This is a genomic window from Salinimicrobium sp. TH3 (genome assembly GCF_026676115.1).
Lineage (GTDB): Bacteria > Bacteroidota > Bacteroidia > Flavobacteriales > Flavobacteriaceae > Salinimicrobium.
This window is the reverse complement of the sequence record NZ_JAPONB010000010.1, coordinates 39,605-65,278: the sequence shown is the minus strand read 5'-3', so window position 1 is coordinate 65,278 and position 25,674 is coordinate 39,605. Positions and strand designations below refer to the sequence as shown.

The 25,674-nt window shown below is 40.0% G+C and carries 19 protein-coding genes; 10 read left to right on the top strand and 9 right to left on the bottom strand.

Translation table 11 applies throughout. The features are described 5' to 3' along the window. Nucleotides 1-2 precede the first annotated feature (2 nt). The 6 genes from OU683_RS14300 to rlmB all read left to right on the top strand — a co-directional run bounded on the left by OU683_RS14300 (nucleotide 3) and on the right by rlmB (nucleotide 8,931). The gene (locus OU683_RS14300; RefSeq protein WP_268139504.1) at nucleotides 3-1,436 is read left to right on the top strand and encodes a SusD/RagB family nutrient-binding outer membrane lipoprotein; all 1,434 of its coding nucleotides are present in this window, start codon (nucleotides 3-5) and stop codon (nucleotides 1,434-1,436) included. 154 nt (nucleotides 1,437-1,590) lie between these two features. After that, entirely contained in the window at nucleotides 1,591-2,397 is an 807-nt protein-coding gene (locus tag OU683_RS14295; protein ID WP_268139502.1) for a hypothetical protein, read from the top strand. Between the two features lie 14 nt (nucleotides 2,398-2,411). Further along, nucleotides 2,412-5,174: a TonB-dependent receptor gene (locus tag OU683_RS14290; RefSeq protein ID WP_268139500.1), complete on the top strand. Its 2,763-nt coding sequence runs from the start codon at nucleotides 2,412-2,414 to the stop codon at nucleotides 5,172-5,174. Between the two features lie 18 nt (nucleotides 5,175-5,192). Beyond that, nucleotides 5,193-6,380, top strand: coding sequence for a DUF4249 domain-containing protein (locus OU683_RS14285; protein WP_268139498.1), 1,188 nt, complete (start codon nucleotides 5,193-5,195; stop codon nucleotides 6,378-6,380). Nucleotides 6,381-6,388: 8 nt separating this feature from the next. Further along, nucleotides 6,389-8,146 (top strand): hypothetical protein, encoded by a 1,758-nt coding sequence (locus OU683_RS14280; RefSeq protein ID WP_268139496.1) that lies wholly within the window; start codon nucleotides 6,389-6,391, stop codon nucleotides 8,144-8,146. 47 nt (nucleotides 8,147-8,193) lie between these two features. Then, complete coding sequence (gene rlmB, locus OU683_RS14275) at nucleotides 8,194-8,931, top strand: 23S rRNA (guanosine(2251)-2'-O)-methyltransferase RlmB (RefSeq protein WP_268139494.1); 738 nt, start codon at nucleotides 8,194-8,196, stop codon at nucleotides 8,929-8,931. A 5-nt stretch (nucleotides 8,932-8,936) separates the two neighbouring features. Here the strand turns inward: rlmB and OU683_RS14270 are convergent, their stop codons facing one another. Further along, on the bottom strand, nucleotides 8,937-9,698 hold the full coding sequence (locus OU683_RS14270) for a rhomboid family intramembrane serine protease (protein ID WP_268139492.1): 762 nt from the start codon (nucleotides 9,696-9,698) through the stop codon (nucleotides 8,937-8,939). Between the two features lie 175 nt (nucleotides 9,699-9,873). Here OU683_RS14270 and OU683_RS14265 point away from each other — a divergent pair, with 175 nt between their 5' ends. Next, nucleotides 9,874-11,151: a replication-associated recombination protein A gene (locus OU683_RS14265; RefSeq protein ID WP_268139490.1), complete on the top strand. Its 1,278-nt coding sequence runs from the start codon at nucleotides 9,874-9,876 to the stop codon at nucleotides 11,149-11,151. Here OU683_RS14265 and OU683_RS14260 read toward each other — a convergent pair. From OU683_RS14260 to OU683_RS14230, 7 genes are all read right to left on the bottom strand, one after another. Then, nucleotides 11,145-12,014: a hypothetical protein gene (locus OU683_RS14260; RefSeq protein WP_268139488.1), complete on the bottom strand. Its 870-nt coding sequence runs from the start codon at nucleotides 12,012-12,014 to the stop codon at nucleotides 11,145-11,147. The genes OU683_RS14265 and OU683_RS14260 overlap by 7 nt on opposite strands. After that, nucleotides 12,011-13,411, bottom strand: coding sequence for a DUF5723 family protein (locus tag OU683_RS14255; RefSeq protein WP_268139486.1), 1,401 nt, complete (start codon nucleotides 13,409-13,411; stop codon nucleotides 12,011-12,013). Before OU683_RS14255 ends, OU683_RS14260 begins: the two co-directional genes overlap by 4 nt. Next, complete coding sequence (locus OU683_RS14250; RefSeq protein ID WP_268139484.1) at nucleotides 13,408-13,914, bottom strand: hypothetical protein; 507 nt, start codon at nucleotides 13,912-13,914, stop codon at nucleotides 13,408-13,410. Before OU683_RS14250 ends, OU683_RS14255 begins: the two co-directional genes overlap by 4 nt. A 77-nt stretch (nucleotides 13,915-13,991) precedes the next feature. Further along, nucleotides 13,992-14,681 carry a YjjG family noncanonical pyrimidine nucleotidase gene (locus OU683_RS14245; RefSeq protein ID WP_268139482.1) on the bottom strand — a complete coding sequence of 230 codons (690 nt, stop codon included), beginning with the start codon at nucleotides 14,679-14,681 and terminating at the stop codon, nucleotides 13,992-13,994. Then, the gene (locus OU683_RS14240; protein WP_268139480.1) at nucleotides 14,668-15,957 is read right to left on the bottom strand and encodes a polysaccharide deacetylase family protein; all 1,290 of its coding nucleotides are present in this window, start codon (nucleotides 15,955-15,957) and stop codon (nucleotides 14,668-14,670) included. The genes OU683_RS14245 and OU683_RS14240 overlap by 14 nt, the downstream gene beginning before the upstream one ends. Nucleotides 15,958-15,967: 10 nt before the next feature. Next, nucleotides 15,968-16,669: a RadC family protein gene (gene radC, locus OU683_RS14235; RefSeq protein ID WP_268139478.1), complete on the bottom strand. Its 702-nt coding sequence runs from the start codon at nucleotides 16,667-16,669 to the stop codon at nucleotides 15,968-15,970. A 52-nt stretch (nucleotides 16,670-16,721) separates the two neighbouring features. Then, nucleotides 16,722-18,077 carry a UDP-N-acetylmuramate--L-alanine ligase gene (locus OU683_RS14230; RefSeq protein WP_268139476.1) on the bottom strand — a complete coding sequence of 452 codons (1,356 nt, stop codon included), beginning with the start codon at nucleotides 18,075-18,077 and terminating at the stop codon, nucleotides 16,722-16,724. Between the two features lie 358 nt (nucleotides 18,078-18,435). Here OU683_RS14230 and OU683_RS14225 point away from each other — a divergent pair, with 358 nt between their 5' ends. The 3 genes from OU683_RS14225 to OU683_RS14215 are packed head-to-tail and all read left to right on the top strand — an operon-like array spanning nucleotide 18,436 to nucleotide 25,049. Next, on the top strand, nucleotides 18,436-22,383 hold the full coding sequence (locus OU683_RS14225) for a T9SS type B sorting domain-containing protein (RefSeq protein WP_268139474.1): 3,948 nt from the start codon (nucleotides 18,436-18,438) through the stop codon (nucleotides 22,381-22,383). A gap of 20 nt (nucleotides 22,384-22,403) precedes the next feature. Next, nucleotides 22,404-23,348: a PorP/SprF family type IX secretion system membrane protein gene (locus OU683_RS14220; protein ID WP_268139472.1), complete on the top strand. Its 945-nt coding sequence runs from the start codon at nucleotides 22,404-22,406 to the stop codon at nucleotides 23,346-23,348. 12 nt (nucleotides 23,349-23,360) lie between these two features. Beyond that, nucleotides 23,361-25,049: an OmpA family protein gene (locus OU683_RS14215; protein WP_268139470.1), complete on the top strand. Its 1,689-nt coding sequence runs from the start codon at nucleotides 23,361-23,363 to the stop codon at nucleotides 25,047-25,049. A gap of 80 nt (nucleotides 25,050-25,129) precedes the next feature. Here OU683_RS14215 and OU683_RS14210 read toward each other — a convergent pair whose 3' ends face one another. Then, nucleotides 25,130-25,651: a DUF4136 domain-containing protein gene (locus tag OU683_RS14210; protein WP_268139468.1), complete on the bottom strand. Its 522-nt coding sequence runs from the start codon at nucleotides 25,649-25,651 to the stop codon at nucleotides 25,130-25,132. Nucleotides 25,652-25,674: the final 23 nt, after the last annotated feature.

Below are 25,674 nucleotides of genomic sequence, written 5' to 3'. Positions count from 1 at the left end.
TCATGAAGAAAATAATTTTCATCCTTTTTATGGCTGCAACAGTCTTTGCATGCTCTGATGATCTTTCGGAAGTCAACGTTGACACGAAAAATCCAACAGAAGTTCCTGCAGATGTACTGTTTTCGAATGCAACCAAAAATTTGTTTGACCAGATGGTCAATACAAATGTTAACACGAACATTTTTAGATTGGTGGCCCAGTATTGGACCGAAACCACCTATACCGATGAAGCGAACTACGACTTGGTTGGAAGGAACATTAATGGTTCACAATGGATTATCTTATACCGTGACGTATTAAAGGACCTTAAGGAGGCAGACATGATCCTTACCGAGAATCCCGATCCAACTCTTACTGAAGCTAATCTTCAGAATAGAAAAGCAATGATCGAAATATTACAGGTATTCACCTGGCATGTACTGGTTGACACTTTTGGAGATATTCCTTACACAGAAGCTTTAAATGCTGATGATTCGACCCCAGTATATGATGACGACGCTGCCATCTACGCAGACCTTGTCGTAAGATTGAACGCTGCAATTTCTCAACTTGAGGCAGGAGCCGGAGGTTTTGGTGGCGGTGCAGATTACATTTATAATGGTGATGCAGCACAATGGTCAAAATTCGCTAACTCATTAAAGCTTAGACTAGCTTTAAGATATGCTAATGTTGATGACGCAAAAGCTGCAACTATGGCTACTGAAGCTATTGCCGCAGGTGTTTTTGAATCTCACGCAGACGATGCTACAATTCAATATCTTGCATCTGCTCCAAACACTAACCCTCTCTGGGAAGATTTGGTACAATCTGGTCGTGCAGATTTCGTTGCAGCACATACTATTGTAGATGTAATGAATGAACTGGATGATCCAAGAAGAAATGATTATTTTGCTCAGAATCTTGGAGAAGGTGTGTACGAAGGTGGTACTTATGGTGCTAACGGAAACACCCAGGGTAACAGCACTATCTACAGTGAAATTTTTGAAGATCCAACATTAGAGGGTGTTATCCTTGACTACACTGAAGTGGAATTTCTTATAGCTGAAGCTGCTGCAAGAGGATATATCACAGAGGATGCTGAAGCTCATTACAATGAAGCTATCACATCTTCTATCCTTTACTGGGGTGGTACCGAAGAAGAGGCTAATGAATATCTTGCTCAGCCTGAAGTAGCATGGGATGAAACTGTATGGGTACAAAGATTAGGGATGCAGAAATGGATCGCTCTATACAACAGAGGATTCGAAGCATGGTCTACATGGAGAAAACTTGATGTTCCTGAGTTGCCAAACGCAGCACAATCTGGTCTTCCTGTACCACTTAGATTCACCTATCCTACTACAGAGGCAACTCTTAATGGGGAGAACCTGGCCGCTGCTATAAGCGCAATGGGAGGTGACGAACTACAAACCAGAATATTCTGGGATCTGGATTAATCCAAAATATAAAGGAAAAGGATTTTAATATCCTGTAATTATAAAAGCCACCTAAAAGCAAATTTTAGGTGGCTTTGTTTTTTACTAAAATGAAATAATTATTAAACAGCAACCGAATTTTTTATCAAGGCAAATCTAGATTATTCTAAAAAAAATGTATTTTTACCTAGAATACCAATCCTTTTGTATCACAATAACTACAAAGCTATTCAGATTTAATAAATTCTTTTCACAAATCAAAAAACACAATATCCATTTATTAGCATTAGGCCTCCTGCTTGTTGGTACAGCCCTTTCCTCCTATTCACAGAATAGTGAAGAGCTGGTGACCTCTTACAAAGTTTTTGACAAGGCTATTGCTTTAGAAAACACTGGACTCTCCAATGGCGTTGAATACCTGGAGCAACATATAATCAGAAACGACCAGCACAAATATTTCCTCTCATCAGATTTCATGTCAGGAAACCTACAGTACGACGGTCAACCTTACTTTGATATTTCTTTAAAATACAATATTTACGATGACATCCTGTTAGTCCTACTTCAAAACTCAGGTGGAGTGTCAAATTTTGAGCTACACAAGGAGAATGTCGATTCCTTCAATATTAGAAATCATGCTTTCATTAGAGTACCGTCAAAAGAAAGTTCCGAAGTTCAGGGATTCCATGAGGTATTGCTGAATTTGCCGGAGGTAATGTTATTGAAAAAACATGTAAAGAAAATAAGTAAGCACCTGGACAGGAATTTTACGTACTATGAATTTGAAAATGATGATCCGCAACACGTGATCTATTATAGGGACTCGTACTTTCCAATAAATTCCAGAAGGGACGTTCAGAAGATCTTTCCAGATCATGAAAAACAAATTAGGATCTTCTACAGAAGTAACAGGCAACTAAGAAAAGAAAATCCCGATCGCTTCCTGTCACAACTGCTTCAAAGCCTTAATTCCCATTTGTAAAAACACAATAAACATTGAGAAGAATCATTTCGTTTTTACTTCTTTTGAACTGTGGCCTACTTCTAGCCCAGGAATCTTCAAAAATCACGATCACCCTTGAAAATGCTACTGTGGAGCAGGCCCTCCTCACAATTGAAGAGACTACAGACATAAAGTTCTTTTATGTTGAACAATGGGTAAACCAGGGCAACATTTCAATCAACCTAAAGGATGTGCCTGTAGAGGATGCACTACAACAAATTCTTTCGGAGACACTTCTCAACTTCTACCGCCTGGATAAAAACCAGATTGTGATCACCCGGAACAATATCGTATACGATGAATTGCCACAGGGTTTCTTCCCGAAAAAAGACTCTCTTCCTCCAAAAATCAAAAAAGAAATTGCTACAAAATATAATCCTGTTTTTTACAGCCAGGAAGACAGGCCAAATTCAGAAATACAAACAGTTTATATAGGGAAAGAAGACAAGACCTCAGGAACAGGGACTTTCACTCTTTCTGGCCTGGTGAAAGATCTCGAAACAGGAAAACCAATCTCAAATCTTGCTGTTCTTATCAAAGGAACCGATATTGGAACTGTTACTAATCAACAGGGGTTTTACTCCCTTAAAATTCCCGCAGGAGTCCATATTTTACAAACACGGTCCCTGGGAAGTGAGGATATCACCAGGAGGTTAGTGATTTACAATAATGGAAACCTGAACTTAGACCTAAGAGAGGATTATGAACTCTTAGGGGAGATCCTATTAGAATCCGATCCCGATGAGAACGTTAGTAATTCTATCGCAGGAGAAGAAAAAATAGATATTGAAGAAATAAAAAACATCCCGTTGATCCTTGGAGAAAGGGATGTTATGAAAGTTGCAGCTACCCTGCCGGGTATTTCAACAGCCGGGGAGGGTGCCGCCGGTTTTAATGTTCGCGGTGGCAAAACAGATCAAAACCTCATCCTTTTAGATGATGCTGTTATTTACAATCCTGCACATTTCTTCGGAATCTTTTCAGCAATTAATCCTTTTACTACTGGAGATATGACCATCTACAAAGGAAGCATCCCTGCACAATATGGCGGGAGACTCTCCTCTGTCTTTGATATTACCTCAAAAGATGCTAATACTAAAGAATTTGCGGGAGAAGTATCTGTAGGTCCTGTCACTGGCAATGTTGCTTTGGAAATTCCTATAATCAAAGAAAAGTCGGGTTTACTGTTAGGAGGCCGAAGCACTTACTCGGGATGGATATTGCAAACTCTGGAAGAGGAATCACTAAAAAATAGCAAAGCTTCTTTTTATGATGTTTTAGCAAAATACAATCACAAAATTAATGACAAAACATCTATAAAAACTACAGGTTATTTTAGCCATGACCACTTCAGTATAACTTCAGATTCTCTCTACAGCTATGAAAACCTGCTTTTCTCGGTACGTGCAGACCATAAGATCAATGAAAAGAATGAGGCCAGTTTAATCCTGTCCAATAGTAATTATAAATTTAATATTGATTACGAGAGTGAATTGAACAACAATTTCTCCTCTGGCTACACCATTAACGAAACCGAAGCCAAACTAAACATGCGTTACCTGCTGAATGATGCCCATAAATTCGATTATGGAATTTCAGGAAAATTGTATAATGTGCATCCGGGAGAGCTGAAACCCCTAGGATCGGAATCGAATGTTGAACCCTTCACAATCCCCGGGGAAAAAGGTTTGGAATCGGCAGTCTTTATTTCCGATAATTACGAGGTTAACGATCGCCTTTTGATCAATGCCGGTGTACGTTATTCCCTGTATGCGGCGTTGGGAGAGAAAGCACAAAAGATCTATGAAGATGATCTCCCTAAAAATGATGATACCGTTATTGACACCCTTTACTTTGGAAAAAATGAAGTGATGGACACCTATGGTGGACCGGAAGTTAGATTTTCAGCGAGATATTTCATCATGCCAGATCTCTCAACCAAACTTAGTTACAACAGCACCTACCAATACATCCACACCTTATCCAACAATACCACGGTCTCCCCTACCGATACTTACAAGTTAACAGACAGATATGTTCGACCTCAACAGGCAAATCAATACTCGCTTGGTCTTTATAAAAATTTTGACAATAACGAATATGAACTGAGTCTGGAAGGATACTACAAAACATCTAAAAATATTCTCGACTATAAAGTTGGTGCACAACTTTTCTTAAACGAAAGTATTGAGACAGAAGTACTGCAAGGAAATGGCCGCTCATACGGTTTAGAATTTCTAATGAAGAAAACGGAGGGAAGATTAAATGGGTGGCTGGGATACACCTACTCCCGCTCTTACATACAACTCGATGGAGAACACAGGGAGGAAGTGGTTAATAACGGAGAGTATTTTCCTTCTAATTATGATAAGCCGCATGATCTAAGCGTAGTAGCTAATTACAAAGTTACCCAGCGTTTCAGTTTTTCAGCAAATTTTGTTTATCAAACGGGGCGACCTGTGACTTACCCGACAGGGAAATATGTGCAAAATGGAATGGAGTACGTTCTTTACAGCAACCGCAACCAATTTCGAATCCCGGATTACTACCGCTTGGACCTAAGCTTTAATGTAGAGGGTAACCATAAGATTGAAAAATTTGCCCATAGTTTCTGGAATATATCGATTTATAATGTTTTGGGCAGGAACAACCCATATTCGGTCTTCTTTGTAACAGATCAAGGAGAGATAAAGGCATATAAGAGTTCAATATTTTCCATCCCGGTGCCAACAATTACCTACAATTTTAAATTTTAAGTGCGTAATTTAGAGAGAATGAATTCAAATCTTATATATAAAATCATATTCTTACTGGCGGCAGCCTTCCTGATCAACAGTTGCGTAGAACCCTACGATTTCGAAACTGAAACCTTTGAAGATGCATTGGTGGTCGAGGCAATTCTTACCGATGAAGTTAAGTTTCACGAAGTAAAGCTTACCAGGACCTACAGGCTTGAAGAAGATTTTCCAAAGCCAGAATCCAATGCCAACGTCGTAGTTACCGACGATACCGGAAATGAATTCCCTTTTTACGAAACTACACCCGGAAACTATGTTTCCAACACAGCATTTGGAGCTCAGCCTCAAAATAAGTATCAACTACTTATTAATACCATAGATGGCAACGCATACTCATCGGAACCCGCAGAGTTACTCCCGGGTAATGAAATAGACGATCTATACGCGAAACGTATGATTTTGCAGGGAGACGATGGGGTTGCTTTGCTTGTAGATAGTGAAAATTCTGAGGCTGCTTCGAAATATGCCCTTTATGAGTATGAAGAAACCTATAAGATCGTATCTCCTTATGTGGTTCGCAGCACCATAGAATTTGAAGGAGAAAACTGGAGAGTTGTGCCAAATACCCGTAATGAAACAATTTGCTATAATACGGTACCCTCGAAGGAGATCCTACTGTCCAATACAACTTCCCTAAGGGAAAATAATCTCGATTCTTACCTGGTTCGCTTCATCCAAAAAGATGATCCGGTTTTAGGACAACGATACAGTATACTCGTTAAACGCTACTCCCTTACCAGGGAAGCACATTCCTATTACTCCACTTTAAAAAAGATCTCCGGCTCAGAAAGTTTACTCTCCCAAAACCAACCGGGATTTGTAAATGGAAATATGTATTCTCTTAATGATGAAGACGAGAAAGTACTGGGTTTTTTTACCCTCAGTAATATCTCAACAAAAAGGATCTACTTCAATTATTACGATTTTTTTGAGTTTGATGAACCAAGACCTCAATTCCCTGAAAGCTGTATACCTTTTAGACCGGGGGAAAATTTTGACACTCCAATTGGTATGATACAGGGTGGTACTGTTCGCTATCTTAGTATGGCCGGCCCTCCTGTGGAAGGAGAAATTGGAGAAGGCCCTATACGGGTCATAGCTACAGAATGCGTGGATTGTACAGTTTATGGAACCAATGAAGTCCCTGAATTTTGGGAAGAATAAAATTTGAAATGAAATACTTACCTGTCTTACTGTTCAGTTTGTGTCTCCTGCCCTGCTCTTTAAATGCCCAGGCTCTGGACCTTTCTAAAGGCACAGAACTTTTAGAGGAAATCCCGCAAGAGAAGATCTTTGTCCATTATAATTCTTCCTTATTATTCTCTGGAGAATACATGTATTACAAGCTTTACAACCTCCAGGCGGAAACTGACCAGTTAAGTAAAACAAGCAAGGTTGCTTATATTGAACTCCTGAGTGAAGGCGGAAATTCTATTTTTAAACATAAAATCCTGCTGAAAAACGGGGTGGGACAGGGAGATTTTTTTATCCCTACTAATGTTCCTTCAGGAAATTATAAGTTGTTAGGCTATACTAACTGGATGAGGAATGAAGGAACCTTTTTTGCCGGGGATGTCGCCATTATAAATCCATATCTGGGCGATCAGTCGGCAATTTCGGCAGATTCTGAAGAAGATTCCCTCCTTAAAAAAGGAAATTCAGGCGTAATTAGTTTAAAAGAAACTTCCGCTGCACCTGTAAAAATTATAGTGGAAAATGACCTTTTTGGGAAGAGAGAAAAAGTGAATCTAAAATTAGAAGGAGCCCCAGGTAATTACTCACTTTCCGTTCGCAAAACAGACAGCATTAATATTCCGAAGAAATTTACTTCTGAAGATTTCACTCAACTTTTCAAAAACAAAAACCAAAACAGCAGCAAAGATTCAGTTTTTGTGCCCGAAATGCGCGGGAACCTTATTTCCGGACGGATTGTTCCCCAAACTTCTGATGCTAAACCTAAATTAGCCGGTAATAAGCTGGCTTTTTCACTCCCGGGAGAAGACTATATTTTCAAAGTGGCAACTACAAACAATGAGGGGAAATTTTACATTAATTTAGATGATCGCTATGATACTTCCGGAGCTTTGATGCAGGTCCTTGGAGAAGATGCAGAAAACTGGACCCTTCAACTCGATCCCCTTCCAAACATTAATGCTCCTGATCTAGAGTTTGGAAAATTCCACATCACTCCCGAAATGGAAGAATGGATTCTCGACCGCAGCGTCCAAAACCAGATTGAGAACGCATACTACAGCGTAAAACCGGACACTTTAAAAGCACTAGAGAAAAAAGAACCCTTTTATGTCAAGGAGCCAACCGTCTATGATCTTGATGCTTACACCCGGTTTGAAACTATAAAGGAAACCTTTGTAGAGATCATTAGGTTTGCATGGATAGCCACGAACAAAGAGGAGTCGAGGATCGTAGTGAGACAGCCACAGGGAGCTACGAACTACAATCTTCCCACCTTACTATTAGTAGACGGCGCAATGGTACAGGACCATGACCTGTTTATTAATTATCCTGCTAAATATGTGAAAAGCATCAAAATCCTGAGAGATAACTTCTTTTATGGTTCTCATATTTTTGCGGGAATAGTTGATGTAAAGACCATTGAAGGTAATTTTAATGAAATCCTCAACCAGGATTACATCAAAAAGGTAGATTTAAAACTTCCGGAACCAACAAAATACTATTTCAAACAAACATATGAAAATCAGTCTGCTGCCCGGTTATCAAGAATACCCGATCGAAGGACACAACTCTTTTGGGCACCTTCTGTTGAGTTGGATTCACCAGCAGAAGATCTGGATTTCTATACCTCAGACTTGCCAGGGACATTTGAAGTTCATCTCGAAGGTTTCACCAGCACAGGAAAACCGGTTTCGGTAAAAAAGTACATTAAGGTCACTGCCGGCGAGGTAAGGTAATCTCTGGGAGTTGTCCAAAGCCATCTTTTTATCTTTATATTTGCCCCATGGAAGATACTACCACCATTTTTGGAATTCGCGCAGTCATTGAAGCGCTGCAGAACAACGAGACCATTGATAAGATCTATATTCAAAAAGGCCTTAGCGGGCAGTTGTTTCAGGAATTACAACAAAAAACTAAGTCGGGTGATTACAACATTTCTTACGTACCCGTAGAAAAGCTGAACCGTTTAGTGAAAGGCAATCACCAGGGCGTGGTAGCAAAAATTTCCCCGGTTGAATTCGCCGACCTTGAAACCATAGTAGAAGAATCCCTCCAAAAAGAAACAGCTCCTCTCTTCCTTTTACTGGACCAGGTAGATGATGTGCGCAATTTTGGTGCTATCATTAGAACAGCTGAATGTTCTGGGGTAAATGGGATCATTATTCAGAAAAAAGGTGGGGCTCCGGTAACTGCCGATACAGTCAAAACTTCGGCCGGCGCTATTTTCAAGATCCCTCTCATAAAAGTTGACCACATCAAAGATGCCATTTTTTATATGCAGGGTTCGGGGATTAAAGTAGTAGCTGCCACAGAGAAAACAGACGACCTTCTCTATTCTGTGGATTTTAAGCAACCCACTGCCCTAATTATGGGTAACGAGGCCAAAGGAATTTCAGAATCTGTGCTTAAGCTGGTTGATGCAAAGGCCAAGCTGCCTATGCTGGGCACCATTGGCTCTTTAAACGTTTCTGTAGCCTGTGGAGCATTCCTGTATGAGGTGGTGAGGCAAAGGCTTGAATAGCCGTCCTAGAATGAATCTCCACTTTTCCCGGAATTATCCTCCTCAGTTTTTTTATAGTGGTAAATATATTGCGGCTCTTCTCCTTCGTCGGGATTTTCAATAAAATTCCCATTTGCATCAAAATGGCGCATAAAAGGATCCTCTTCTTCTTTGTAAGTTTCTTTTTCCCATTCATATTTTGGTGGACGGGCAATGTTCTTCTTGTATATAAGCGAAAATAGAAATCCAGACAGAAGACCTGATAAATGACCTTCCCAGGAAATTTTAGGATCAATAGGGGTAATATACCAAAGAAGGCCTCCATAAAGGAAAACGACAATTAGAGAAAGAGCTACCAACCGGTAATATTTTGAAAAGATACCTTTAAAAAAAAGAAAACCGGCCAATACATAGATCATTCCTGAAGCTCCTATATGAAAAGCAGGCCTTCCTATAAGCCAGGTAAGAAATCCCGAAAGTAAAAGTCCTAAAAAGAGGATCTTCCAGCTAAGTTTTCTGTAAAAATAAAAGAGGGACAGAGTTAGGACGAACAGCGGTACCGTATTGTGAAAAAGGTGTTTTATCCCGCTGTGAATGAAAGGAGAAAAAATTATTCCTCTTAGACCTTCAACAGTTCGCGGGTATACTCCAAAGTTCGTGAAATCCCATCCAAACCTAATCTCCATCCAAAATACTATCCAGATGGCGAGTACAAACAAAAGCGGATACCCTACAACTCCTGTTGTAAAAATAAACGGCTCATGTTTTTCAGTTTTCCGAATTCTCATATTGTTCTCATTACAAAAATTCAACCATTTAAATAATTGGCTGCTAAAGCATTTAAAAATGACATTTCCCAGCTCTCTTTTCTTGCAACAGACTTTTTATATGTCAATTAGTCATTAAACCTTACAAGAATCTTATTCATTTCTGAACCATACTTCAATTTACTATTTTTACCTCATGAATAAACCATTAGCTGAAAGATTACGTCCTAAAAACCTTGACGACTACCTTAGTCAACAACACCTTGTGGGCCCGGAAGCTGCTCTGCGTAAACAGATCAAGAGAGACATCATTCCCAGCATAATATTTTGGGGACCTCCGGGAGTAGGAAAAACTACCTTAGCTAATATTATTGCTACCGAATCTGGCCGGCCGTTCTTTACCCTAAGTGCCATTAGTAGTGGGGTGAAAGATGTGAGGGAGGTCATCGAGAAAGCTAAAAAAAGTGATGGCCTTTTTACAACAAAAAATCCTATTCTCTTCATAGACGAGATCCATCGATTTAGTAAGTCACAACAGGATTCTCTTTTAGGAGCTGTCGAAAAAGGATGGATCACACTTATTGGTGCCACCACAGAAAATCCAAGTTTCGAGGTGATCCCCGCCTTACTCTCACGAAGCCAGGTCTACGTCCTTAACTCTTTCACTAAAGATGATCTTGTTGCATTGCTGAAACGGGCGATGAAAGAAGATGAAATCATCTCTCAAAAACAGATCCAATTAGAAGAAACTGAAGCCCTGTTACGGCTGAGCGGCGGGGATGCCCGGAAGCTTCTGAATATTTTTGAGCTGGTGGTAACTTCTGAAGAGGGCGATCAAGTTGTGATCACAAATAAAATGGTGCTCCATAAAGTGCAGCAGAATACTGTTCTCTATGACAAAACCGGGGAACAGCACTACGATATAATTTCGGCGTTCATTAAATCGATTCGTGGGAGTGATCCTAATGCCGCAGTATACTGGCTGGCAAGAATGATAGAAGGCGGTGAGGATGTGAAATTTATTGCCCGTCGTTTATTGATTCTGGCCGCCGAAGATATAGGCAACGCTAATCCCACGGCACTTATACTAGCCAACAATACTTTCCAGGCGGTATCTACTATAGGTCACCCGGAGGCCCGAATCATCTTAAGCCAGTGTTGTATCTATCTTGCAACTTCTCCAAAATCAAATGCCACTTATATGGCCATTAATGAAGCCCAGGCCGCGGTTAAAAGGACAGGAAATCTGCCGGTTCCTCTTGCGATACGGAATGCGCCGACCAAATTAATGAAGGATCTTGGATATGGTGAGGATTATAAATATGCACACAGTTACGAAGGAAATTTCGCCGCAGCCGAATTCCTTCCGAAGGAAATTAGCAACACCACTTTCTTTAATCCGGGGAATAACCAGCGGGAACAGGCACAGCGTGATTTTCTGCAGAAAAGGTGGAAAGGAAAGTACGGTTATTGATCCTTACGCTTGTAGATTACGCTTACCAGTTGCCGGGTATTAGGATCAAGATATTCGACCACCAGGTTTCCCTGAGCATCAAAAAAGGCATTACCGGAAAGGTTTTTTGAGGAGTACAAAAAGTTATCTCCCCCTCCCGATTTTAGTAGTGTTCCAAACTTCTCCTTCTCCCCTTCTCTATACAACTCAAAACCTACGGGTGTTTCCTTCAGAAAATAGGTAACAGCTCCATTAACAAACTGCAAATGACCTTCATAAAAATCTAATCCTGAATTTTGCTCTTCAGCCTTTTCCATTTCTTCTGAAGTGACTATAGGATCAACAATAACTTCAGAAGGTTCTTCCTGAACTTTTTCGGGGGCCGGTACAGGATCTATGATTACTTCAGCCGGGGCTGTATTTTTTTCGGCCATTTCAGCTGCAGGAATGGGATCGATGATCACCTCAGGATCCTTCCGAAGTTCTTGAAAAGAAGTAAAGGCATCTCTTAATGCTTCATGATATGATTTTTTAAAGTTTTTTTCCCGGCTCACACCTGTTTTTGAAGTGAACACCACCTCATCCTTACAATCCTCAAGAGTAAGGTAAAGACGGGATCTAAAAAGACCAGATTTTTTGTAAACATTCGCCTCCAGCACATTACAAGGGTCAACACCCGCCGGAACTGCCTCTTCATAAAGCGCGTCATAACCATACTTTTCTAAAAGGAAAGCGGTAAGGGCATTAAGTTCATATTGATTTTGGTGCTTAAGGAACTCGAATTGTTTTGGGACCTTCACATATTGATATTGGCTCAAGTCCTGCCCAAAAATATTTCCGGTCACTCCACACATAAAGGTGAAAAAGAATACTATATTTTTCATTCTCTGCTAAACATTAGCTGGAAACCAATCTGTATAGAAGCGTTTTGAGCTTTAGCAAGATTAGTATAATCCAGCAGGTTATCTGCAGCAAGATAAACATTAAAATTCGATAGTCTGGTGGAAACCAAAAGTCCAATGTTGGAAAAGGAAAAGGAGTCTGCTGTATAGGTGATCTTACCTCTTAAGTTTTCATTAAAGGTTTTATCATAATAAATGGTGGTGGCATAATTAAGGCCCCGGGGACGTTTTATTGCAAAAAACTGCGCTCCAAGATGGTTGAAATATCTCCTCCTGCCCATAGGACGGTAGCAATTACAAGGTTCGGCATTCTCAGAAAAACCATAATCTATGGAGGCATTTAGTTTCACAGGCCGCCAGGTGGTGTAGGAATTAGTAAGAGTCTCATCTTTGAGATTCCTGTCGAGATCATCTTCCCACTCATCCCAATACTCCCTGGTGCCGGGAAAGAGCAGCTCAATACCATCGGTTTGATAATCGCCATAGTACCTGTAATTCTCTACATTTTTGGATTGGCGCATAAATCCAATGTCCAGGATACTACCGGTGACACGATATTGATCTGAGGGATACCAGGTGAAACCTGCATCAAGTCCCAAACCAATATTACCTCCCAAAAATGCCTTTTTCACGAGGTTACTCATTAACTCCCGGTTAGAAATATCATCTTTGGAATCTTGCAGATCGGCCCAACCTGCTGTTTTTATTAAGACATCAACATTAGACATGTAATGCCGATACAGGTTGGGGCCTTCAGGAGAAAGTTCAGTTCTAAAAATTCCTTGGTTGTCAACACTATGAGCATTGAACACTCCCGAATAAATTTTCCCTCTAAAGCCGTAGTTGAGATCTTTAGAATAATAATTTGTAAACCCTATGTGGAACACGTTTAGTACATCGGCAGTGAAAGCAGCATCTGAAAAATCGAAATTCTTCCCTATGTGATCCTTATTACCTTCGAAAGCGAGTACTGCAGGATCTTTGGGGAAGTATACTATCGCATCCATCTCCTGATATACCCCTGCAGTATAATACCTTTTCTTGTTATCTCTCCATCCAATGGAGAAAATCTCCAATTGCTGATTGAGGGTGAAAAAATCATTCCTGGAAAGTTTATGCAGAGATTCTTTTATCCTGTCATTAATAGAACCTCCATCGTCTTTAAAAATATCAAACATATTCACCCCTGAAGACCCCGCAGACAAATGAATTTGCGAAAAAAATGGAACACCAAAATGCATATCAAAATTTGTTTCTGCACCAGGATTTAAAAGCAGCGTTTGAGGTAAGTCATCAAAATTATACAGCAGCTGTTTGTTCTGGGCCGTGGCGGCCATAGAAAGGGTCAATATGAGGAGGAAAAAAATTATTCTCATCATTCGAATTCAAAGTAGTAGAACCCTTTTGATTCAAGCTGCAAAGATCCTGCAATAGCAAGGGGCTCATGCCTTGTAATTTCTACAGACACTTTAATACTTCTTCTTACTCTGTTTATTTGATTTTCATTAATGATCTCTGTAAAATCGACAGTTGCAGGTGATCCTATGCTTCCCTGTGGAACAGGTATAATAATAGTATGCTGCACCGCATTTCCAGGTGAAACAAAATTAATAGTCGCCGTCAAAGGACTTTCAAAAGTGTTGGTAAACCTAAAATTAAAATCGGCCTGCACAAGACTGTTCTGAATATAATCGTCGTCAAGAAAATCCAATCTTGTCTCATCTCTTGCTGTTTCCACCACTCCGGGACCTGGGGCAAAATCTTCAGAAGTTATAGTGAAATATACTAAATCAATAGCCGCTTCAGGGGTGAGAACGATATCTTCGGCCTGGTCAAGATCAACATCTTTCACACAAGAAGAAAACACGAGAAGGATCGTCAAAAAAGCTATTTTAGACAATGTTTTTTTAAGGGACATGTTCTTACAATTCTCTATCTAACGAAATTGGTCTCGGCTTATTACAAATAGCCCCTTAATTCTTCCATTTCCATCACCTGGTGATGATCTGGAGAAAACTCTACTTTATAGTAATTATATAAGATTGCCTGCATTCCAAAATTCTTCGCTCCAAGTATGTCTGCTTCAAAATTATCACCTATCATAATACTTTCATCAACCTTGGCAGCGGCATTTCTTAGAGCTACTTCAAAGATCCTCTGGTGAGGCTTTTTAACTCCAACATCTTCGGAAGTTGTAATAGTTCTGAAATACTTAAGAATCCCAGAACTTTCTAACTTTTTATGTTGAACTTCTTTAAAACCATTGGTGATAATATGAAGCTCATACTGCGGCTGAAGATAATCAAGTATTTCAACCGCGCCTTGAAGCAGGTGATTGTGATGTGGTAAATGATCAATATAATCTATACTCAATTGTTTGATTTGAGAATCTGAAACATTCACTTTCATCCCTTCAAAAGAATCTTTTAGCCTGCCATACCGAAGATCTTCTTTGGTGACCTTGTCTTCCCTGTACAACTTCCAGTAATCGGCATTAATAGGAGCGTATATGGCGAGAAATTCCTCCAGCCTCACTTTGATCTTGTGCTTTTCAAAAATCGAATTGAAAGCTAATCCCGAGTTGCGGTCAAAGTCCCATAACGTGTGGTCAAGGTCGAAAAAAATATGACGAATATTACTGAATTTCATTAAGTGTCTTTAAAATTGAAAAATTCCTTCTCGCATTGGCATATTCAGAAAAATCTTTATTTGTGAATACTGAAATTAAATTTCCGTCTACCATGGAAATTTGTCGTTTTATTTCCAGAACCTTATATTCAATTTCATTTTCTTTTAATTTACTAAAAGCTTCAGAATTTATAGCATAGGGATGAATTAATAAGGGTGTGGTTATTTCAAAATTCAAATCATAAAAAAGAAAAGGAGTACAGGTTCCCGCTCTCAAGCCCACAGCTTCGGGATAACCCATGGAGAAATCATCCTGAAAATCAAGTTCCACCATATGATTATAAGTATCGGGCAACAACAGGTTGTAATGGTTATTTATTGCACTTATAACTGGTCTCTTGATTATTTGTTCCAGCCGCTTTTTTTCTTCTTTTAAAACCACAAATTTTTGGTTGGCATAAAATCCCGGCTGCAATCCTACCTCGGCATAATCGGCAACAGATTTTATAAGACTCTGAAATTCCAGGCGATTGTGATTTATATTTCTGTCATAAGTGGAAAAGTCACTTAACTGAAACATAAACTTCATTGGAACATCATATTTTTTAAGAAATCTAATTACTTTAGAATAGATGTCATAGGGATCCTTTTTTATTTTAGTCATCACCTGCAGCCTATGCAATACATATTTCGGCTTAAACCTGAAAAGGTCCAGCAACAGTCCCAGCACCACCCTTACAATTCCTTTCTTCTTATAGCAATAAGCTTCGGTTACAGCAATAATGGTCTGCGTGCTAAAATTCCGTTTCGGAAACTTTTGATTAGGGAATTTATCCTCAAGGACCTGTTGAAATTTCCGAGCCCAAATATCTATTATGGGTTTTTCTAAGAAACCTTCCTGAAAAGCCAAACTCTCACTGGCCTGGAATCTTCCTTCTTCATCTTTTACATGGGGAAGATACTCTTCATATCTGCTTAGTAAGTAAAATGAAGCCGCAAAAATATCAAAGGGAATAGAACTAGCCTCCCCCACTGCAAAGAAACAAGGTACCTCATCCCAGTCCTGTACCTTTACCTCAAGATCATTTATTCCCTGCTCCAATAAAAGGTCTACATTCTGAATAAAAACCTCATTTGCCAAACTTTGTTTGCCATAAGATAATTTCATTCCTTCATGTGCTACAAATTCTTCAATTTTTGATGTAAAACCTACCGGTAAACATAAAATTTGTGTACACACGTGTTTAAACACATATGTAATTCTTGGGGTGATTTTCTGGGTATATACCAGCAGCATAGATTAGTTTTTACAGCAAGCCTTCATCGGCAAAGCTGAAGTAAGAATTTTCGGTAATTATGAGATGGTCCAGAACTTTAATATCGAGGGACTCTCCCGCTATCTTAAATTTTTGAGTCAGTTGCTTATCAGCTGCACTTGGATTAAGATTCCCCGAGGGATGATTATGCACAAGGATTGTGGCCGTGGCACCCAAATTCAATGCCTGTTTGTAAGCCAGTCTAATATCTACTAAAGTTCCCGTTATACCTCCTTTGCTAAGTGGCAGCTCCTGGATAACCTTATTCGAATTATTAAGATAGAGAATCCAGAATTCCTCATGAGGCAATTCTCCTATTTTGGGCTGCATAAGTTCAAAGACTGAAGTGCTTGAGGAAATCTTCTTCTTTTCCAACGCTTCAGAAGAGCGGCGTCTACGGCCAAGTTCAAGAGCTGCTACAATAGTCAAAGCTCTCACCTGCCCTATTCCTCTTACTTCCATTAGCTGGTTTATAGTAAACCTCCCTAATTCATTAAGATTATCACCAGCTTTGGAAAGTACTTTTTTGCACACCTCGACTGCCGATTCATTCTTATTTCCAGATCCAATTAAAATTGCCAGCAACTCGGCATCAGTGAGGTGTTGTCTGCCTTTTTGAAGAAGTTTCTCCCTGGGGCGGTCTCCCTCTGCCCAATGTTTAATTGTAAAAGATGATGATTTTTGAGGATCCATTGGTTCAATTTATTTAAAGATAGCAAAATGAAGCTATTTCATAAATGCTATTTTAGGATATCCAATTCTTGATCTCCTCGAAATCCAGACCACCATAATTCCCACTGCTCATTAACAGGAGCACTTTATTATCATAATTCTGTTCTTTTAGAAATTCTTTAAAGTCCACGGGATTGGTATATACAGTAAGATCCTTTCTTGAAAAAGATTCTAATATCTGCTCTTTTGAGATCGGATCAAGTTTTTTATTTTCCACGGCTTCAGGAGAAAAGAAAACAACAGCTTCATCGGCGGTATCCAAAGACGATTTATACTGCAGGAGAAATTCTGAGTTCAAACTGCTGTAGGTGTGTAATTCCAGGCAAGCTATAACATGCCTGTCGGGATATTGTTGTTTTACTGCTCTTGTAGTAGCCATAACCTTTGACGGGCTATGAGCAAAATCTTTATACACTACAGTTCCTTTTGTTTCGGCAATCTTTTCCAGCCTTTTTGAAGCTCCTTTAAAAGAGGCAATGGCTTCATAAAAATCTTCTTCGTCTATACCCATGTGCTGACAAATCCATTTTGCTCCTGCCAGATTTTGTAGGTTGTGCTCTCCAAAAATTGACACTGGCATATCTCCTTCAGAAGTATGTAGAAGAGTCTGTTCATTCTCCACGTGATATTCAGGAGTGCTATAAGGATGTTTCCTGATGGTATTATTAGATTCTTCCACAAGTTTTTTAAGGTGTTTATCCTCTTCATTATATACAAGAATACCTCCTTTAACTATGGAATCTATAAAAATTTTAAACTGCTCCAGGTACTCATCTAAAGTGGGAAAAACGTTAATATGATCCCAGGCAATTCCGCTAAGCAGGGCTATGTTTGGTTTATAAATGTGAAACTTTGGTCGACGATCTATGGCCGAAGAAAGGTATTCATCCCCCTCCAGCACGATAAAGTCATTCTCTTTAGTTAAGTGAACCATAGTGTCAAAGCCTTCCAGTTGTGCTCCTACCATGTAATCCACATTTTTGTGGTGGTAGTTGAGAACATGCAGGATCATGGAAGTAATTGTAGTCTTACCGTGAGAACCACCAATAACTACCCGGGTTTTTTCTTTTGACTGCTCATATAAAAATTCCGGATAGGAATAAATTGACACTCCAAGCTGTTGAGCTCTTTCCAGTTCCGGGTTATCTTCTCTGGCGTGCATCCCAAGTATAACAGCATCAATTTCTTCTGAAATTTTTTCCTTAAACCAACCATATTCACCTGGAAGAAGCCCTTCCTTTTTAAGTCTGGATCTGGAAGGTTCATAGATCATATCATCACTCCCGGTTATCGTATATCCTTTTTGATGAAGTGCGAGAGCAAGATTGTGCATCGCGCTACCCCCAATTGCTATAAAATGTAGCCGCATTTTTTTAATTTTTGAGTAAATATAAAGGAATACGCAGAAAGACAGACTTTAGAATTCCGTAAAAAATTTTAGGAATTTTTGTAACAAATAAGCAGTTCCTATGTCCAACTGTGAGTCCTATTTGTTCGACAAAAAACTTTTTTAACTTTATGCGTGTAAAAAAACTCCTAAAAAAATATTATTAATGAAAAAATTGTACTTTTAACCTCCCCTACTTCAGCAACATATAATTGTTTTTAAAGCAATCTGCTTACACTCCTCACTTAACAGGAGTTTAAGTTTTAATATGCATGTATACTGTATATTTGAACCATGAAAACCATAAATACAAATTGATTAAATTTAACACTTAAAGCCTATGCGAATTTTTACTCTAGGTAAGAAGGGAGTACCATTACTCTTTTTTGCCTTATTTTTATTTAGCGGAACCTACTCGTATGGACAGAACTGTCCTACTGTATCCGATCAGACCCAAGAATACTGCTATCTATCCACGGTAGCTGATCTTGATGCGACAGCAAGTGGAGATGATGTTCGTTGGTACCGAACCGCAACCTCTACCACCCCCATTCCTTTTGACGAACTTCTACAGGATGAAAGCTACTTTGCAGGAAATACAAGCGGAAATTGTACCGAAAGAGTGGAAGTCGCAGTAACGGTAGACAATGTTGGTCCACCGATTTCCCGTTTTGGAATTACTTTTCAACCTTGCGAGTATGGGGAGGATGACACAACTACTGTTGAAGAATTAATTGATTTAATAGAAGGAAGTGATATTGCAATTTATGCAGAAGAGTTCTCTGGAGAACCATTACCGAACAATACACCTCTTGAAAAAGGTGAAAATTATTTTGCTGGTCAATTTTCAGATGATGGATGTCCTTCAAGCAGACTAGCTTTGAGATATGATCCTATTCCAGTTATGGCCCCAGTGGCCGAGTCCTTGCAGACATTTTGCTCAGGTGCTACGGTAGGCGATTTACAGGCTGAAGCGACTAGTCCTAATACACAAAATTTTAGATGGTATAGCACCCGAACTTCTAATCCTGCATTAGATGCTTCCACTCCGCTAATTAACGGAGAATCATATTTCGTGAGTCAGATCATAAATAGAAGTAACTCACCTCTTCCCCCCTGTGAAAGTATTGAACGATTTGAAGTGCAGGTAGAAGTTGCTCCATTACCATTTTCGGGAAATTTCCCACTTGAATTTTGTGTAACTGAGGCAAGAGAACTATTACAGGCTCCTGAAGATGCTTTCATTTATTTTTCTACTTTACTTCAAGGGGAAGAAATTGTTGTTAATCCAGCCAATTTTGAAGCAGATGCTTTTGCCGAGGTTAATGATTTATTAGCATTTATTGCAACTCCCACTTCTGACTCTGAAACATTTAACTTCATCTATAATAATCCTTCTGAAAATACAGATTGTGAAAGTGGAGAAATTACTATTGACGTAACTATAAATAATGTTGAGGAAGCTAATGCAGGAGACTTTGCAAACCAAACGGTTTGTTCAACTGATGGAATGATTGACCTTACTGCTTTTACTGCAGAAGCAGGCGCAACTCCAGGTGGAACTTTCTCAGGTGAAGGTGTGGAAAACAACATGTTCAATGCTGCTTTAGGAGCTCAACAGGGCGGTTATTCTATTACCTATACGGTAAGTGAGTCAGAATGCGTTACTGGCGAAGCTTCTTCACAGTTCACAATCAATGTGCAAAATGCACCAGTCTCAGGAAATATTCCTCTGACCTTTTGTATTGCTGAAGCACAGGAAATAGTTCAAATACCTGCAGATGCCGAAGAATATATTACCATCATTCTAGAAGACATGGGTGTTAATGTAAACCCTGTCAATTTCGCCGATGGTGATGACGAGGAACTGGGCAGATTATTCAACTATATCCAAAATCCTGATTCAGAATCCGAAACTTTTAACTTTACCTATACTACCCCGGCAACTACTATCTGTGAGGAGGGTGTAATTACTATTGAAGTTACAATTAATCAAGGAGAGGAAGCTAATGCAGGAGACTTTGCAAATCAAACGGTTTGTTCAACTGATGGAATGATTGACCTTACTGCTTTTATAGCAGAAGCGGGCGCAACTCCAGGTGGAACTTTCTCAGGTGAAGGTGTGGAAAACAACATGTTCAATGCTGCTTTAGGAGCTCAACAGGGCGGTTATACTATTACCTATACGGTAAACGAATCTGAAGATGATTGCTTAACTGGTGAACCATCTTCACAATTCACAATCAATGTACAAAATGCACCAGTCTCAGGAAATATTCCCCTGACCTTTTGTATTGCTGAAGCACAGGAAATTGTTCAAGTACCTGCAGATGCCGAAGAATATATTACCATCATTCTAGAAGACATGGGTGTAAGTGTAAACCCTGTCAATTTTGCCGATGGTGATGACGATGAACTGGGTAGATTATTCAACTATATCCAAAGTCCTGATTCAGAATCTGAAACTTTTAACTTTACTTATACTACCCCGGCAACTACTGTCTGTGAGGAGGGTGTAATCACTATTGAAGTTACAATAAATCAAGGAGAGGAAGCTAATGCAGGAGATTTTGCAAACCAAACGGTTTGTTCAACTGATGGAATGATTGACCTTACTGCTTTTATAGCAGAAGCAGGCGCAACTCCAGGTGGAACTTTCTCAGGTGAAGGTGTGGAAAACAACATGTTCAATGCTGCTTTAGGAGCTCAACAGAGCGGTTATACAATTACCTATACGATAAGTGAGTCAGAATGCATTACTGGCGAGGCTTCTTCGCAGTTCTTGATTACTGTGCTTGAAGGCGACGAAGCAGGAGATGATATCCTTGGTATAGAAGAATGTAGAAATACGCTGCCAAACCAGGTGACCCAGGGCGAGGTAAGAAATTATCTACTCGACCTTCTAAATCCAGACACCACTCGTGGTGGAACTTTTTCAAACTTGCCAGAAATAACAGCAGCATACAATGCTTTAACCTCTTATCCTACAACTTATTCTACAACTTATACTGTGGGCGAGGGAACTGATTGTGAGTCTGAAGCAATAATCGAAGTGACTATTTTAGGTAATCCTGATGCAGGAACTCCTGGGCAACTATTCGTTGAATCAGGCGATACTGAAGAACAAAATCTTTTCGATGAATTGGGTGGAACGCCTGAAGCTGACGGAACATGGACTTTTGACGGAGAAGAAGTTGACGGATCATTTGACCCTGCAACCGACGAAGAAGGAGTTTACACCTATACTGTAACGAGCGACAACGGATGTTCCGCTTCAGCTACAGTTACTGTAGTAATAGGTACTCAGGAACCAAACTGTCCTGAAGTAACCGTAACAGAACAAACATTCTGTGATAGCGAACCAACTGTGGCCGATCTTATGCCTGCAGGAGTTCTTTGGTATTCTTCAACAGATGCTACAGAAGCACTTGATGCAACCACTGCTCTTGTGGATGGAAGCGTTTATTACGCCGGTCCTGTTGAAGGAATTTGCGACGACAGACCTTCTGTAACAGTGACTTTGTCTGACAGTCCAGCCGCTCCATCTGTAACCCCCTTCACACAATGTGGTTTAGATGGCGCTACTATAGCCGATCTTGAAATCTCTGGAGAAGTTAATGCTACTTTCACTGTGTATTCAGATGAGACATTAACAACCGAAGTAGGAAGTACAGAGGAACTTACTGAAGGCACTTACTATGTAACACAAACAAATGTTGCCGGTTGTGTCTCTGATGCTGCCAGTTTAACAGTTTCTTTCTCAAATTCAGATGCTCCTGTTCTCGTTCCGAATGCAGAGTGCATTCCTATCGATGGAACACTTGCTGATCTTGAAGAAATTGTTTCTGCTAATGGTGATATTACCTGGTATGCTACTGCAACAAGTACCGATCCATTGAGTAGAATGACTACCCTTACAGACGGCACTATTTACTACGCAACTTCTACAAACGATGAAGGCTGTGAAAGTTCAACAAGATTAGCGGTTACTGCTGATTTCTGTCCAATAGTTATTCCTGAAATCTTTACTCCGAATGGGGATGGTATTAATGACTATTTCGCCATCACAGGTATCTCTGCGGAATATCCTAACCACATGTTGGAAATTTACAACAGATGGGGAGAGCCGGTATACGTTGGTAAAGGAGAAAACCCGGGATGGGATGGAACTTCTACTGAAGGTTCGATTGGAAGTGGAGTATTACCTGTAGGAGTTTATTTCTACATATTATACTACAACGATGGACAAACAGCGCCTACTCAAGGTAAATTGTACTTAAGCAGATAATTTTGAAACATTCAAAACAAATGAGAAATTCTTTTATAAAAATTCTTACAGTTGCTTGCATTGCCCTTTTTTCAATAAAGGGTAATGCACAACAAGATCCAATGTATACCCAATATATGTATAACATGAGCGTGATCAACCCCGCTTATGCGATAGATGACTTGGGCATGCTTAACGTTGGTGGTATTTACAGAAACCAATGGGCCGGAATAGACGGAGCTCCTGAAACAGCGAATTTCTTCGCTCACACAGGACTTACTGAGAGGCTTGAAGCGGGTATCTCCATTGTTCATGATGAGATTGGAGATGTTGTAAAGGAGAACAATCTTTACGCAGATGTAGCGTATGTTCTTCCTGTTACTGAAACTTCAAAATTGTCTTTTGGGGTCAAAGCGGGAGTTACCTTCTTTGACGCTGATCTTAGAGGTCTTGAAACCGGAAATCCCGTTACCGATCCTGCAGCAAACCAGAACATCAGTGAAGCTTTCCCAAATTTTGGGGTAGGTGCCTACTGGTTTGGAGATAAATACTATGTTGGTTTATCGGCTCCAAACCTTTTTACTGCTAAGCACCTGGAAAATGAAACAGGGTTGGCACGTCTAGGAGAAGAGAACATTCACTACTTCCTAACTGGAGGTTATGTGTTCGATTTAAATCCTAATCTAAAGCTAAAACCAGCCTTTATGGCCCGTGCCGTAGAAGGAGCGCCTCTTTCTGTTGACATTACTGCAAACGTCCTACTTTATAATCGTTTCGAGGTAGGTGCTGCTTATCGCTTTGATGAAACAGTAAGTGGTCTTGTCAATTTTAGAGTCACTCCAGAACTTAGAATAGGATATGCCTATGACTACACTACAGGGAACCTTGGTGACTTTAATGATGGTACTCATGAAATCATGGTGCTGTTTGACCTTGACCTGCTTGGCCTTTCAAAAGGTTACAACGTATCCCCAAGATTCTTCTAAAACCTAAAAAACATGAAAAAACTTTATACGACACTTTTAGCTATCCTTATTGGATTCTCGGCCATGGCCCAGAGTTCGCAGGTAAAGAAAGCTAACCGCCTATATAATCAAAGAGCCTACATGGATGCTTCTGAAGCATACCGGTTAGTTCAGGACAAAGATCAGGAAGTCCTACAAAGATTGGGCGATTCTTATTTCTTTACCAATAGAATGGGAAATGCAGCGGAAACCTACCGCGATCTTTTTCTTAAGTACAATGATGGAACGGTTGCACCTGAATATTCATTCAGGTTTGCTCACGCTCTTCGTGCTACCGGACAAGATGAGGAAGCCGATAAGTACTTTAGTGAGTACTATAACTCAACTGTAGATTTTGAAGAGTGGACTTCGAAGCTTGACACTGCCGTTTCTCATACCTACACTACGAACCAGGTAATGCAAAATGCTGCGTCATCAGACTTTGGAATCACTTTTATGGGAGACCGCATCGTTTTTGCCTCTACCCGTAATCAGGATCGTCCTATATACGCCTGGAACAAGAAACCTTATCTTGATCTTTACCTGGCTAATATCGACGATGAAGGAAAGTTGAGCAACATTGAATTATTCAATGATAAGATCAACACAGACACTCATGAGAGTTCAGCCGCTTTTTCCAGTGATGGACAAACTATGTATTTTGACAGAACCAACTCTAGGAGAGTTAAGGTTGACTGGGCAGAAGTACCTGTGGCAACTATAAGGATTTACCGTGCAGAGCTTGTTGATGGAGAGTGGACTAACATCGAAGCATTGCCTTTCACAAGCGATCAGTACTCTGTAGAACACCCTACCTTAAGTGAGGATGGCTCTACTTTGTATTTTGCAAGTGACATGCCGGGATCTATGGGATCTTTTGATATCTACAGTGTTGCTGTTAACGAAGATGGAACATTTGGAGAACCTGTTAATCTTGGACCTAATGTAAATACTGCTCATCGTGAGCAGTTCCCTTACATAGCCAATGACGGCACTTTATATTTCACATCTGATGGTCATATGGGCTACGGGAATTTGGATATCTTCAAAAGTGAGCAGCAGAATGGTTCATTTGGAGAAGCCCAAAACCTTGGAAATTCTCTAAATAGTGAATTCGATGATTTCGCATTTGTACTGAAAGAGGGGGAAGAAAAAGGATACCTAGCTTCCAACAGAAGAGGATCTGATAACCTTTATGCTTTCACAAGAGAAGACTATACTCCTCCGGTGCTTCCTAAAGAAGTAATGGAAATTAACCCAGAAACCGGTAGAAGACAAATTGCAAATGTTGGCAATATCTACTTCGATTTTGATAAGGCCACCATTAAGCCCGAGTCAGAGCCTATCCTTAACCGTGTAGCCGAGATCATGAAGAACTATCCAATGCTTAAAATTGAAATAGGATCTCACGCAGATGCACGTGGTTCTAACAAGTACAATATGGATCTTTCTCAGCGTCGTGCTGAATCGACTCTTGAGTATCTGGTAAGCCAGGGAATTAGTCGTGATAGACTTATTCCAAAAGGATATGGTGAAGAAGTACCGTTGAATGACTGTACTAAACCCAACATGTGTACTGAGGCTGAATATGCCAAGAACAGAAGAAGTGAGTTTACAGAGGTGAGTGCAGACAACCCTTATTTTCAGGATAAGCCTGAAGCTGCAGAGCAAAACGAAAACTAGGCTTTTTTAACTAACCAGCCAAAAGAAGGGCCCCGAGAGATCGGGGCCTTTTTATTTCGTTGAAAAACAAAAAGCAAGGATCACTTTTTTGGCGGATAACCTGCCATAGCTTCCTCCACAATTTTAGCAAAATGTTGCTCCCTTTCCTCAGGTCTCCAGTCAAAATCAAATTTACTGTCTACTATTGCCTGCCAAACAAGGGCATCATTCTCCCCATCAATAAGATCAAAAGTAAGCCTTAAAAAGGTTTCGGGTCCTCCCAAAGGAATTCCCCCGCTCACTCCTACTCCAACATTCCTGCCGGTTCCTCCTATCCCTACCCCAACATTAGTGCGGCTAGGTTCTTGATATTGCTCGGTATACACATTAAGGTAAAGATCAGGTTCTCCGGTTGCGGCCAGGTTTTGGGAAGCCAGAAAATTTTCGACACTAGAAAGCAGTCGCTTTTCGTCAAGTTCACTAAGGCCTGTCCTTGTTTCAGGATATAGGGCTATTGATGAATAAGAATTGAAATTTGCCTGCTCATCATAATCATAAACCGCGCGGGGTCCGCCACAGGAATAGATTAAGGTGCAAATAAGAAGAAGTTTAAAAGTTTTCATAAGGTGTTTTCTTTAAATTTAAA